Source organism: Dyadobacter luticola, assembly GCF_005860805.1.
Taxonomy (GTDB): Bacteria; Bacteroidota; Bacteroidia; order Cytophagales; family Spirosomataceae; genus Dyadobacter; species Dyadobacter luticola.
In genome coordinates this window covers 89,291-103,419 of sequence record NZ_VCEJ01000004.1, presented here as the reverse complement: position 1 = coordinate 103,419, position 14,129 = coordinate 89,291, and the positions used below count along the sequence as shown (strand labels likewise).

Annotated in this window: 11 protein-coding genes; 8 read left to right on the top strand and 3 right to left on the bottom strand. The window is 46.5% G+C overall.

Going from position 1 to position 14,129, the window contains the following annotated elements; genetic code table 11:
• Both cysS and FEN17_RS11055 read left to right on the top strand, forming a co-directional pair.
• On the top strand, positions 1-1,503 hold the full coding sequence (cysS, locus tag FEN17_RS11060; RefSeq protein ID WP_138365429.1) for a cysteine--tRNA ligase: 1,503 nt from the start codon (positions 1-3) through the stop codon (positions 1,501-1,503).
• Positions 1,504-1,554: 51 nt separating this feature from the next.
• Positions 1,555-2,583 carry a M28 family peptidase gene (locus tag FEN17_RS11055; RefSeq protein WP_138365428.1) on the top strand — a complete coding sequence of 343 codons (1,029 nt, stop codon included), beginning with the start codon at positions 1,555-1,557 and terminating at the stop codon, positions 2,581-2,583.
• A gap of 1 nt (position 2,584) precedes the next feature.
• Here the strand turns inward: FEN17_RS11055 and pbpC are convergent, their stop codons facing one another.
• Entirely contained in the window at positions 2,585-4,885 is a 2,301-nt protein-coding gene (pbpC, locus tag FEN17_RS11050; RefSeq protein ID WP_138365427.1) for a penicillin-binding protein 1C, read from the bottom strand.
• A 99-nt stretch (positions 4,886-4,984) separates the two neighbouring features.
• Between pbpC and glpK the strand changes: the two genes are divergently transcribed.
• Positions 4,985-6,490, top strand: coding sequence for a glycerol kinase GlpK (glpK, locus tag FEN17_RS11045; protein ID WP_138365426.1), 1,506 nt, complete (start codon positions 4,985-4,987; stop codon positions 6,488-6,490).
• Positions 6,491-6,510: 20 nt separating this feature from the next.
• Here the strand turns inward: glpK and FEN17_RS11040 are convergent, their stop codons facing one another.
• Positions 6,511-6,987 (bottom strand): hypothetical protein, encoded by a 477-nt coding sequence (locus FEN17_RS11040; protein ID WP_138365425.1) that lies wholly within the window; start codon positions 6,985-6,987, stop codon positions 6,511-6,513.
• 40 nt (positions 6,988-7,027) lie between these two features.
• Positions 7,028-7,597, bottom strand: a complete 570-nt coding sequence (locus tag FEN17_RS11035) for an RNA ligase family protein (RefSeq protein ID WP_138365424.1) — start codon at positions 7,595-7,597, stop codon at positions 7,028-7,030.
• Positions 7,598-7,898: 301 nt separating this feature from the next.
• On the opposite strand from FEN17_RS11035, the gene FEN17_RS11030 reads away from it, so the two are divergent.
• From FEN17_RS11030 to FEN17_RS11010, 5 genes are all read left to right on the top strand, one after another.
• A complete protein-coding gene (locus tag FEN17_RS11030) occupies positions 7,899-8,708 on the top strand; it encodes a 3'-5' exonuclease (RefSeq protein WP_138365423.1) in 810 nt (269 codons plus the stop codon).
• A gap of 104 nt (positions 8,709-8,812) precedes the next feature.
• Complete coding sequence (gene nuoK / locus FEN17_RS11025) at positions 8,813-9,166, top strand: NADH-quinone oxidoreductase subunit NuoK (protein WP_138365422.1); 354 nt, start codon at positions 8,813-8,815, stop codon at positions 9,164-9,166.
• A gap of 50 nt (positions 9,167-9,216) precedes the next feature.
• Positions 9,217-11,133, top strand: coding sequence for an NADH-quinone oxidoreductase subunit L (nuoL, locus tag FEN17_RS11020; protein WP_138365421.1), 1,917 nt, complete (start codon positions 9,217-9,219; stop codon positions 11,131-11,133).
• Positions 11,134-11,187: 54 nt separating this feature from the next.
• Positions 11,188-12,636, top strand: coding sequence for a complex I subunit 4 family protein (locus FEN17_RS11015; protein WP_138365420.1), 1,449 nt, complete (start codon positions 11,188-11,190; stop codon positions 12,634-12,636).
• 6 nt (positions 12,637-12,642) lie between these two features.
• Positions 12,643-14,040 carry an NADH-quinone oxidoreductase subunit N gene (locus tag FEN17_RS11010; protein WP_138365419.1) on the top strand — a complete coding sequence of 466 codons (1,398 nt, stop codon included), beginning with the start codon at positions 12,643-12,645 and terminating at the stop codon, positions 14,038-14,040.
• Positions 14,041-14,129 lie beyond the last annotated feature (89 nt).

Below are 14,129 nucleotides of genomic sequence, written 5' to 3'. Positions count from 1 at the left end.
ATGGCCGCACAAACTTTTCAGCCTCTTCGCATTTTTAATACACTTACCCGGCATAAAGATGTATTTGTTCCGATAGCACCTCCTTATGTGGGCATGTACGTTTGCGGGCCGACGGTTTATAATAATGTTCACCTCGGAAATATCCGGACTTTCCTTTCTTTCGATATTCTTTACCGCTACCTGACGCACATTGGATACAAAGTTCGGTATGTGAGGAACATTACGGACGTAGGGCATTTGGTAGGAGACGGCGAGGAAGGCGAGGATAAAATCGGCAAAATGGCGAAGCTGCAACAGCTGGAACCGATGGAAATTGTGCAGCGCTATACTAATGATTTTCATGAAGTTACCGCTACATTTAATCTAATTTCTCCTAGCATTGAACCTACTGCCACCGGACATTTGATCGAGCAGATCGAGGCGGTGCAGAAGCTGATCGACAAAGGTGCAGCTTATGAATCCAATGGTTCTGTTTATTTCGACATTAATAAATACCAGGCTGGCGGAAATGAATACGGCAAACTTTCCGGCCGCATTATTGAAGATCTTTTGAACGAAACCCGCGAGCTCGACGGCCAGGCTGAAAAACGCAATCCGCTCGATTTTGCGCTTTGGAAAAAAGCAAGTCCGGAACATATCATGCAGTGGGATTCGCCGTGGAGTATGGGTTTCCCGGGCTGGCATTTGGAATGTACTTGCATGAGCTCCAAGTATTTAGGAAAGCAATTTGACATTCACGGCGGCGGTATGGACCTCAAATTCCCACACCACGAATGTGAGATCGCGCAGGGAAAATCGCTCACCGACGAGGAGCCGGTCCGCTACTGGATGCATACCAATATGCTGACCGTCAACGGTCAGAAAATGTCGAAATCGCTCGGTAACTCATTTTTGCCTGCGGAGCTTTTTTCGGGAAATCATGACCTGCTCGAACAAGCTTACAGCCCGATGACTGTGCGCTTTTTTATGCTGCAAAGTCAATACCGGAGCACGCTCGATTTTTCAAATGATGCTTTAAAAGCTGCGCAAAAAGGCTATAAAAAGCTGGCGAACGGTCTGCGCAATGCCAAATTGCTGACTTATGTCCATGAAGAAGGAGTAACTCCTGACGAGAACAAGAAAGCCGACATTGAAAAATCGATCGATGGTTTTTACGCGGCGATGAATGATGATCTGAATACAGCCGTCGCTTTTGCGAACCTTTTTAACCTGCTGAAATACATTAATATGCTGAACATGGGTCAGCTGAAATCGGCTGCTCTCGGCGAGGATGCATTTATGGCATTGAAAAATAATTTTATCGTCTTTTTCGAGGAGGTTCTGGGTTTGAAGGAAGAGCTGGCCGAGGGGCACGCAATCCTGGACGGAATGCTGAATCTTTACCGCGAATTTAAACTGTCGCAGAACTACGAAAAAGTGGACGAAATCCGTTCTTACTTTAAAAATCAGGGCCTTGTGATCCGCGACACCAAAGTGCGTGTGGACTGGGCGTATGAAGAATAGGTAAAAATGTCGGCCTGACTCAGGTTTTACCCACGTAACAACACATTGGAGATGCTATTTTCTAAGAATTCCCTATCAAGAATACTGCCTGCCTTCGTTTCTTTTTCAATTCTTTTATATAGTTGTAACAGTAACAACAGTTCCGAACAAACTTCGGAGCAAAGTGCCCCGAAACTTGTCAAAAGTGCAGAATTCAATGCTGATTCCGCTTTTCAATTTGTTCAGAAACAAGTCGATTTTGGCCCGAGGGTTCCTAACACGCTGGCCCACAAGGCCTGTAAGGATTACCTGGTCGCCTCACTCAAAAAATACGGATTTCAGGTAACAGAGCAGGATTTTACCGCTACGACCTTTGACAATAAATCACTGAATGCCACCAACATTATCGGCAGTTTCAATCCCTCCGCCGCAAAACGCATTCTACTGACTTCTCACTGGGATTCCCGCCCATTTTCGGATCAGGATTCGATCGTGAAAGACAAACCGGTGATCGCAGCCAATGATGGTGCCAGTGGCGTCGGTATCCTGTTGGAAGTTGCCCGCACAATCTCTGCCCAAAGCGCAAAACCAGATATTGGCGTTGACATTATCTTTTTCGATGCGGAAGACTGGGGCAGCTCCGGTGAAGATACTACCCTGGAATACAGCGGATACTGCCTAGGTTCCAAACATTGGGCTGAAAATAAGCACGTGCCAAATTACACCGCCTATTTTGGCGTTTTACTGGATATGGCTGGCGCAAAAGGGGCTACCTTTTTTAAGGAAGGCTACTCAGTCCAGTTAGCAGATGATGTTGTGAGAACAGTCTGGACGACTGCGAGCAAGCTGGGTTACAGTAATTATTTTATCGACGAAAGGGGCGGTTCGATCACAGATGATCATTTGCCTGTTAATCAAAAGGCCCACATTCCCATGATCGACATCATCCATACCCGCCCAAACAACCTCTCGAAAACATTCTTCGACCAGTGGCACACCTCCCACGACACGATGGATAACATCGACCCAAAAACATTAAAAGCCGTAGGGCAAACACTCGTGCAGGTACTTTACCAGGAAGCAGCCGGGGAGGCGTTGTAACCTACATCCTCCTCACTACAATCCAAACATCCGTATTTCTCCCCTTATCGTCGCTGCACGAAATCTTCACTCTTCCGAAAGGCGGATTGATGAATACGGGTTCGTTGGGGGCGGCTTTTTTGCTTAGCTTGTCGTTGACGTACCAGAAAATTTCTTGTACATCATTGGCTGCCTGACATGCCAGCTGGATTTGTTGCGGCTCATTTTGGCGGATAAAATATTCGCTGCCCTCGTTTGGACTGACAATCAGCGGCGCGCCTTCATGGAAAACCCGCTCGCAAGCAGGGTTATGCGGCGGGATTTTTTGATAGGGAATCCGCTGCTGCTCATAAAATGCGATCAGCTCGGGCGCAATGTTGGGATAAGATCTTTTTTCAAAACCTTTTTCCGGAAGACAGTAGGTACAATAGGAAATCTTGCCCGCAACATCTGTAAAAACCCAGCGCAAATGCTGGCATTTCTGGTACGCAGAAACACCCACAATGTACTCATCGGGAATCTGATGGTCGCAAAATTCTGACGGAATATCGCCGCTGGCTGCGCAAACATTCCGAAGCGAAATGTTGGCCGGTGACCTGTACCAGCCTTTTGGCGAATTGTAGTCCAAAGCATTAAAAATCGAAAAAAGCAGTGGCGTGGCGGTATTGGCGCCGCTCAGCTCCGGCACACCTTCTCCCGAAAAATTCCCAACCCAAACCCCGATTGTATACCTTTTATTATAGCCAATGCTCCACGCATCGCGCTTTCCGTAAGAAGTTCCTGTCTTCCAGGCGATTTTGGGCAAATGATAAGTGTTGTCAAAATTGGTAGGCAAATCTGGCCGGGTAATCTGGTTGAGAATGTTGGTCACCAGGTAAGAAGCTTCCGGCGACACGATCGCGCTGCCTTTTTTATCAAGGGGACTATCAGCGGTATATCTGAGATTTTTGAAGTTTCCTTCATTCGCAAATGATGCAAAAAGTCGGGTAAGTTCTTCGAGCGTTACGCCGCAGCCGCCGAGGATCATGGAAAGTCCCAGATCTTTTGCCTGTTTATCAATGGTTTTAAAACCCGCTTTCCGCAGCTTTTCTACCAAAGCCGGCGTACTTACTTCCTTCAAAATCTTCACTGCCGGAATGTTCAGCGAGTTGGCCAGGGCAAACTCCGTGGTGATTGCACCATTAAAATGTTTGTCAAAATTCTCCGGTTCGTAGCCGCTGAAATTGCTGGGAACATCATTCAAGACTTTCTTCGGCGTGATAATGCCTTTGTCAAAAGCCGCCGCGTATAAAATAGGTTTTAATGTACTTCCCGGCGATCGCACTGCCCGCACGCCATCCACCTGCCCACCGTCAAAAGGATTGTTAAAATCAGCCGAGCCCACATATACCTCCACTTCCATCGTCTCATTATTGATCACCAAAACCGACGCATTGTGAATGTTCATCAACTTCCTCCGGTTAATGTAATTCTTCACCTGCTCCTCGATCTGGCTCTGAAACTGGCTTTTTATCGATGTCCGGATCACCGGCTGATTCGGAAATTGCTGTTTCAGTCGCAGCGATAAATGTGGCGCCTGCCGCGGGGCCAGCAGCCTTTTGATTTGCAAAGGTTCTTCCAGGGCATCTTCGATAATGTTTTTTTCAAACAAACCTTCCTTCTCAAATCGCACCAGCCACTCATTCCGGGCTTGTTTCAAAGCGTCATTCCGGGTACCCGGCCGCAGGCTCGATGGGCGGTTTGGGACGATGGTTAATGCGGTAATTTCTGCGAGACTCAGCAGTTGAGGCGGTTTTCCAAAATATAAAAGTGAAGCAGCCTTGATCCCCTCAATGTTCCCGCCATAAGGCACCAGGTTAATGTAGAGCTGCAAAATTTCCTCTTTGGAATAATGCATTTCCATTTGCAGCGACCTAAAAATCTCGATCAGCTTGTTCAAGTAAGTCCTTCGCCGCGGCTCGCAAAGTCTTACCACCTGCATGGTAATGGTCGAAGCCCCGGAAGTACGTTTTCCCGAAAAAACATTGCGCGCAGCGGCACGGAAAATCGCAAAAGGGTTGACGCCCGGATGATAATAAAAAAACTGGTCTTCTTTGTAAATCAATGTCTTACGCAGGAGCGGCGTAATTTCTTCGACACTCGAATAGAGCCGCCATTTATCATCTTTGCTTAAAAATGCGTGGATGACAACGCCTTTGCTATCGGTGATCTGTGTAGCGTATTGAATGTCAGGGCCGAAGGGAAAAATCAGGTCGGTTATAAAAAAAAGAAGCACCGCCGCGGCAAGCCACAACAACATTCTTTTGATCTTTTTCCTTTGCATTTCCGGGAGGGTGTGTCTGATTTTCTTTACTGCCAAAGATATGGTTAGTTTTGCCCACTTACTGTCTTAATTGCAGATAAAGCCAATCAAAATCCTATTATGTCCAAATACATTGCCGCTATTGACCAGGGAACGACCAGTACCCGCTGCATACTTTTCAATCATCAGGGACACATTGTTTCGGTAGGACAAAAGGAACACGAGCAGATTTATCCGAAGCCAGGCTGGGTAGAGCACGACCCAACCGAAATCTGGAAGAATACGCTGGAAGTGATCGCGATAGCGCGGATCAAGGCATCGGCCACTGCGGCGGACATTGCGGCAATAGGCATTACCAATCAGCGCGAAACGACGGTGGTTTGGAACAAGCGGACTGGAAAACCTTATTACAATGCATTGGTTTGGCAGGATACGCGTACTTCTGACCTGGTTTCAAAATATGAAAAAGAAGGCGGTCTCAACCAGTTTCGCGACATTACCGGGTTGCCGGTCTCTACTTATTTCAGTAGTTTAAAGTTAAAATGGCTGCTGGAAAATGTGGAAGGCCTGCGGGAAGATGCTGAAAAAGGTGAGGCGATTTTTGGAAACATCGACACATTCCTGATCTGGCACCTGACCGGCGGCGCGCATGGCGATGGCGGCATTCACGTAACAGATGTAACCAATGCTAGTCGCACCCAACTCATGAACCTCCGCACATTGCAGTGGGACCGGGAAATGCTCGCGGCCTACAACATTCCCGAAAAAATGCTGCCCGCCATCAAAAGCAGCAGCGAAATATACGGCCACGTCAATAACGAAATTCTTCCTGGCGTACCCGTAGCCGGCGACCTCGGCGACCAGCACGCAGCATTGGTGGGACAAACCTGTTTCGAGCCAGGCATGGCCAAAAATACGTATGGTACCGGCTGTTTTTTGGTGATGAATACTGGAAACGAATTGAAAACTTCTGAAAACGGTTTGCTCACAACAATCTCTTATAAATTTGGCAATGAGCCAGTTAAGTATGCGCTGGAAGGCAGCGTAGCGGTCACCGGAGCACTGGTGCAGTGGGTTCGTGATAATTTAGGCTTGATTAAAAAAAGCGAGGACATTGAAGAATTAGCCAGGTCTGTCGAAGATAATGGTGGAGCCTATTTCGTCCCCGCATTCTCCGGACTTTATGCACCCTACTGGCGCAACGACGCAAGAGGCATCATCGCCGGCCTGACCCGCTACGTCAATAAAGGCCACATCGCCCGCGCGGTACTGGAAGCCACCGCCTACCAAACCGTGGACGTAGTAAAAGCGATGGAACAAGACTCAGGAATAGAACTCGCCTCCCTCCGCGTAGATGGCGGCATGGTCATGAACCAATTACTCATGCAATTCCAATCCGACATTCTTGACACGCAGGTAGTTTGCCCGGCCGTAGCCGAAACCACAGCGCTTGGTGCCGCCTACGCCGCCGGCCTCGCCGTAGGCTACTGGCAAAACCTCGAAGAACTCAAACAAAAATGGGCCATCGCCCAAACCTGGAACCCGAATATGGAAGCAGAGAAGCGGGAAGGGTTTTATAATGGCTGGAAGAAGGCGGTTACGAAGTCTTATGGGTGGATGGAGTGACTACGCACCTATGTTAATGGCTAGATATTCTGTTGGGCTGAACGTCCGCTAATTATGTCTAGCCTGTTTTTGTAATTTGTAAGAACTGTACGCCAAAAATCCCCTCTCCTGCGATCGACGGCTGTCGTTACTAATGCTGCCGGGCAAGCGACCAAATTCCTCCCTCCTAGACCAGCTAGTGTGGGGATTCGATAATAGGCATAAACTGGATTATCTAACTCTATCGTCCATTTTCCTCCCAAAGCTTTTCGAAAAGTTTCGCCAACATATCTCGCCAAACCGTCAATAATCATCGCTTCCTCTTTGACCTTGGTTTCTGACAGATTATCATATCGATTTAACAACCATTCTTCAAGACTATCAAGAGATTCTACCGAGAAGTTAAGTCCTTGCCTAATACTCTCAGGGAATGATGCAATGAAAGAGTCCAGAGCGTCATCCATCTCGATTAGCCAACATTCAAAATGATCTCTTGAAACTTTATTGTGGATTAACATGACTCAAATTTTGCTTCAACCATAAGGAGACCGCTTTCGACTATTCAAAATCCTTAACCTTAATTTTACACATCTCACTAGTCGCCTCATTATGCCACACAATGCCCTCTATACCGCAATCAGAACCAATCAAACTTTTTTGCTCTTTAAGCCATTTCTTTAATTCGTTAAATTCAATAGGCACATTATCAAATGTTATTTTTTCTCGCCAAGATTTTAGTGAGAAGATGAAAAGGAAATGGCCCTTAATGTTTAGCGGATTACCCTGTATTTTTTCTCCAAAAGCCTCTGCATTCCACTCTCCGTCAGGGACATCCGATAAATCGGTGTGACTTGCAGCCTCAAAAATATACTTGTCAGCATTGTCGGCTGGGTTGGCATCGGTGTACCAGGGTTCAATAATCCCTTTTTCTTTTTCACTTTTAGTAGGATTTCTTCTTTTCTCTAACCTGACAAGTATGTGATTCCGCACCGTAATCCGAACATTAGTCCCATCCACCTTTTCTGTGGCCACAGCATTTGAAAAATCAAAGTCTGTGACAGCCAACTTGTCGATAACTTTTCTGTTTCCCTCCCAATTTCGCTCGAAAATCGTTTTAATCTTTTCCATAAAGTCTAGTAAGCTTACTGTACACCAAGTCACTTCAAGACTTGGCTCAGAAACCTACCCCACACACCCAAGCTTCCCAAAATCGTTTACCCTCCGGCCAAAATCATTTATCCATCGGCAAGCCCAACAATAAATGACAACACCTGACAATAAATAACTACAAATGACAAAGGCCCGAAAACCCTTTCCGACCCCACAGCCCTTTTAACCTTTTTATAATCTGTATAAACTACTTCTATTCTTGTGCTATCTGGCGTTTCGGCGTAACTTCGCGGCGCGAAAATCAAATTAGAGTAGCCTTATGCATACCCTGCGTCTCAAAAAGCCCATCGCTTTTTTTGATCTCGAAACAACCGGAGTCAATATCGTAAGGGACCGGATTGTGGAAATTTCGGTAGTGAAGGCTTTGACGAATGGAGAGACCGAAATTCGTACCCGGAAAATCAATCCGGAAATGCCTATCCCGCTGGAAAGCAGCCTCATCCACGGTATTTACGACGACGACGTCAAAGACGCACCTACATTCAAAGGCATCGCCCGCAACCTGGCATCCTTCCTCGACGGATGCGATCTGGCAGGTTTCAACAGCAACCGTTTTGACATTCCGATGCTCGTTGAAGAATTTCTTCGGGTCGGCGTGGAGTTTGATGTCAAAAACCGCCGGATGGTGGATACTCAGCGGATTTTCCACATGATGGAGCCGCGCAACCTGGCTGCCGCCTACAAATTTTACTGCGGCAAAACCCTCACCAATGCACACAGCGCCGAAGCTGATACACTCGCTACTTTTGAAGTTTTACAGGGACAAATTGCCCGGTATGAAGGCGTTACATTGACCGATGCACACGGAAAAGTAACCGAGCCGATTAAAAATGACATTGCCGCACTGCACGAGTTGACCGCCTCGCGCATCATTGATTTTGCAGGCAGAATGGTTTATAATGATAAAGGAGAAGAGGTTTTCAATTTCGGAAAACACAACGGAAAACGCGTGATGGATATCCTGAAAAACGAGCCGTCCTTTTTTGACTGGATGATGAAAGGGGAATTTCCGCTGGATACCAAAAGAAAGTTGACCGAAATTAAACTGAGGGCACTGACCCAACGCTGACATAATCCTTTTAGACTGGTTTGAGTAAGTGGTATTTATGTCTATTTTTGCCGGAAATCTATTTTTGACTATTTTAACCGAATATCCAATAAGGTAAACCTGCTATGATTCCAAACCCTAATTTACCAGAGGTTCACATACCGGCGGTTATTCAAAACATCCCCCTTCAGGCTTACCTAATCCTCAGCACCTTACTTTTTGTAATCGGCATCATTGGCGTACTGACGCGCAGAAATGCGATCATCATTTTTATGTCCGTCGAATTAATGCTGAATGCTGCGAACTTGCTGCTCATCGCGTTTTCATCATACCGATCTGACCCTTCCGGCCAGGTCTTTGTGTTTTTTATCATGGCAGTAGCAGCGGCGGAAGTAGCTGTCGGTCTGGCGATTATCGTAATGATTTACAGAAATACGAGGAACACTGATATCGGTTTCCTCAACAAGCTGAAATGGTAATCCTGCTTACACACAGCCTGTATATAATTAGAGATTAAAGTTTAAAATACATGTCTGAAACATTACTCATCCTGATCCCGCTGTTACCATTACTTGGTTTCCTCATCAACGGGCTCGGATTTCCTAATCTTCCGAAAGGGGCCGTAGGAATCATCGGAACATTGGCCGTCGTGGCAAGTTTCGTGCTCTCCATCATGACCTTCAATGCGTTTCTCGCCGGTGGCAGTCAGCCATTTATCGTGCCGCTTTTTGACTGGATCACTGTTGGAGAACTCAAAATTCCTTTTTCATTTCAAATTGATCAGCTTTCGCTTTTAATGCTGATGATCATCACGGGAGTGGGTTCGCTGATCCACATTTACTCGATCGGCTACATGCATCACGACGCAGGGTTTGGAAAGTTTTTCGCTTATCTGAACCTCTTTTTGTTTTTCATGCTCCTGCTTGTTTTGGGGTCGAATTACGTGATCATGTTTATCGGCTGGGAAGGTGTTGGACTTTGCTCTTACCTGCTGATCGGGTTTTGGAATAAAAACACAAACTACAATAATGCTGCGCGTAAAGCATTCATTATGAACCGCGTAGGTGACCTTGGCTTTTTGTTGGGGATCTTCACCATCATCGCTACTTTCGGTTCAGTTGAATATGCGGATGTTTTCAGCAAAGCCACTGGTTTCCAGGTCGGTGACCCGGTGATTGTGACCATCACATTGTTCCTATTCATCGGGGCGATGGGTAAGTCTGCACAGATTCCATTATACACCTGGCTACCCGACGCGATGGCCGGCCCGACTCCGGTTTCAGCTCTGATCCACGCCGCTACGATGGTTACCGCAGGGATTTACATGGTGATCCGATCTAACGTCCTGTACTCACTGGCGCCATCCACATTAGAAATTGTCGGCATTATCGGTGCGGCGACTGCATTGTTCGCAGCTTCTATTGGTCTTTTACAAAATGACATTAAAAAAGTACTGGCCTATTCTACGGTAAGTCAGCTCGGTTATATGTTCATGGGGCTTGGTGCGATGGCTTATTCGGCTTCCATGTTCCACGTCATTACCCACGCATTCTTTAAAGCACTACTTTTCTTGGGCGCAGGTAGCGTAATCCACGCAATGTCCGACGAACAGGATATCCGCTCGATGGGTGGTTTAAGAAAAAAATTACCGATTACCTTCCTGACATTCCTGATTGCTACGATTGCGATTTCGGGTATCCCACCATTTGCAGGGTTTTTCTCCAAAGATGAAATCCTGGCGCATGTTTTCGAGCATAACAAAATCCTTTGGGTGATCGGTGTGCTGGGCTCGCTGATGACCTCCTTCTATATGTTCCGCCTGCTGTTCCTGACATTCTTTGGAACATTCCGCGGTACCCACGAGCAGGAGCATCATTTGCATGAATCGCCTGCTTCGATGACCATTCCGCTGGTTATTTTGGCTGTACTCTCAGCTGTGGGCGGATTTATCGGAGTACCGGAAGCATTGCACGGTACACACTACCTGGCAGAATTCATGAGCCCGCTTTACGATGCGGCCCGCCAGGTGAATCCGGAAGCATTTGAGCCAACCATTCTTTCACATTCAGAAGAATATCTGTTAATGGGCATTTCGGTGGCGGTTGCGCTGGTTTCAGCTGTGATTGCTTATGTCATGTATGTTCAGAAAGCCGCTGTGCCAGAGGCAGACACCGTTGAAAAATCTGCCTTGCAAAAAGCAGTTTACAACAAATACTATGTGGATGAGCTTTACGATGCGGTTTTTGTAAAACCAATCAAGACGTTATCCAATGTGCTTTATAGTTTCGGCGAGTTTTTCATCGACCTGATCGTCAATGCTTTTGTAAAACTGACAAGCTTCCTGGCCGGCCAGTTGAAGAAAACACAATCCGGATCTACCGGCGATTACGTTTTTGCCATGGTTCTGGGCATTGTGGCCATATTGTTCTGGAAACTTTTACTTTGATCCGTCTTAACATAAATCCGTTCACCATCTATTGCTGACCGTTGACTTGACAATATGCTTACTCTTCTTTTAATACTTTTACCCATCGCGGCAGGCATCATCACCCTTTTATCCGGTGAGCGGCTAGCCAAACAGGTAGCTTTAATCGGCGGCCTGGCCTCGTTGGGCGTTGCAGTTTTTACCTGGCTTCAATTCGATCCGGCGGCAGGCAGTCAGTTTGGTTTCAAATACGCCTGGGCAGCTTCCGGGAGCATTTCTTTCGCTGCCGGCATCGATGGTATCAGCCTGGTGCTCGTTTTATTGACCACCTTCCTTACTCCGCTGATCATCCTTTCCGCATTCAAGCACGAATACAAAAGCACCGCTTCTTTCTACTCGCTGATCCTTTTCATGGAAGCCGCGTTAATCGGCGTTTTCACAGCAACAGATGCATTTTTATTCTACCTGTTTTTTGAAGCTGCATTAATCCCGGTATACTTCCTGGCAGCAGTCTGGGGCGGGGAAAACCGGGCGAAAGTGACGCTTAAATTCTTCATCTACACCATTTTTGGTAGCTTGTTTATGCTGGTGGCGCTGGTTTATCTGTACTATCAAACTCCCGGCGCACATTCATCCGAAATATCCGCATTCTACCAATTACAGCTGAGCCCGTTCCAGCAAGGATTTATCTTCTGGGCATTCTTTATCGCCTTCGCGATTAAAATGCCATTATTCCCGTTCCATACCTGGCAGCCAGACACTTACACCGAATCACCCACACAGGCAACCATGCTTTTGTCTGGTATTATGTTAAAAATGGGGGTTTATGGTTTAATCCGGTTCCTGCTACCAATCGTACCCGAGGGAATGGCGAACTGGGGACTGCTGGCCATGATCCTTTCCGTGATCGGTATCATTTATGGATCCATTATTGCCATTCAGCAGAGCGATATGAAGCGTTTGATCGCTTACTCTTCATTTGCGCACGTGGGTCTGATGGCGGCGGGTGTTTTTTCTTCGTCGGTAAATGGTTTGCAGGGCGCCTTAATTCAAATGCTGGCGCACGGTATCAATGTAATCGGTCTTTTCTTCATCGTTGACATTATTTATTCCCGCACCAAAACCCGCTATCTGGATCAGCTGGGCGGTATTACGCAAAGCACGCCGCATTTGAGTGTATACTTTATGGTGCTGCTGCTGGGAAGCGTGGCACTTCCGCTGACCAACGGTTTTGTAGGTGAATTCCTGCTGCTATCCAGCGTTTTCCAATACGACGGCTGGCTGGGTGCGATCGCCGGTTTGACGATCATTCTCGGGTCGGTTTATATGCTCCGGTTATTCCAGAAATCCATGTTCGGGCCAAGATCCAAGTGGGTAGAAGGTTTTCAGGACCTTACTGCCAGCGAACGTGCCGTATTGCTGCCACTCGTGATCATGGTTTTTTGGATAGGTATATATCCCAACACATTTTTGAAAATAACCGAACCTGCTGTAAGTCAACTTCTGCAACTGGTAAATAACTAAGTAGATATGTATCCCATAATATTATTATCGTTTTTTGGAGTCGTAACCCTGTTTTTGGGTTTTTCGAAATCAAAAAACATTTTATTGCCAGCAACGCTTCTTTTCCTTGTCATCGCGCTGGCGAGCAATTTTATCGAGTGGAACCAGGGCCCGCTGCTCTATTTCTACGATATGTTCCGGGTCGATAATGTGACGCTTTCATTCAGCGCGATCGTGCTGCTTTCGGCTTTTATGATAGTAGCTATCTCCGGTGGTTTTCAGGACAATGCGGATTCTGAGCCAGCTGAATATTATGGGTTAATGCTATTTTCTCTCGTCGGCGCGATCATGATGATCGGGTTCGAGCATTTGATCATGCTCTTTATCGGTGTTGAAATCCTTTCGGTTGCCATGTACGTGCTTACAGGAAGCAACAAACGTAATCTGCGGTCCAATGAAGCTGCTTTGAAATACTTTTTAATGGGTGCATTCGCGACTGGCTTTATGCTGTTCGGAATGACATTACTTTACGGCGCAACAGGTTCATTCAACCTGACGCACATTCAGGGATTTGCTTCAAATGTTCCTGCCGGAACGCCCTCCTACTTACTTTACGCAGGTTTACTACTGCTATTGATCGGAATGTTGTTCAAAGTTTCCGCCGCACCATTTCACTTTTGGACACCTGATGTGTACGAAGGTGCTCCTACCATTTTTACGACTTTCATGTCGACCATTGTAAAAACCGCAGGGTTTGCAGCATTGTATCGCTTATTAAGTCACTCCTTCACCGGTATTTACAGCTTCTGGTGGATCGTGATCGCACTGATCGCCGTATTAACATTACTCGTTGGAAATATCGGCGCGACCAGTCAGAATAGTTTCAAAAGAATGCTGGCTTACTCGGGTATTTCGCATGCAGGCTACCTGCTGATCGCGCTGACTTCTCTCACAAAACCTTCACAAAACGCCATTATTTTCTATTCCCTGGCTTACTCGCTATCAACGATCGCTGCTTTTGGGGTGTTAATGTTGGTATCAAAAGAAAAAACCATCGAAGGCCAACCCAACGAACGTTACGAAGCATTCAACGGACTCGCTAAACAAAATCCAGTTCTGGCATTCGTGCTGGCAGTATCCATGCTCTCACTGGCCGGTATCCCGCTGACGGCAGGTTTCTGGGGTAAATTCTACATCTTCACCAGCGCGGCAGAGAGGGGCATTATCTGGATTACGGTTATCGCCGTTTTGATGTCAACCGTAGGTATCTATTATTATTTCCGCGTCATCATTTCTTCTTACTTGAAAGAAGGCGATATGATCAAAATCCGCGTCGCGCCATTTTACCAGGTTGTGTTGTTACTTGCAACTTTTCTAACAATCCTTTTCGGACTTGCACCCGGGATTTTTGAGGGATTAATGTAGATTTTTCAAAACATTAAAAAAGGGGATTTTTTCTGTATATCAGAGAAAGTCCCCTTTTTGATTTTAAACCAAATAAAAAAAGACACAAA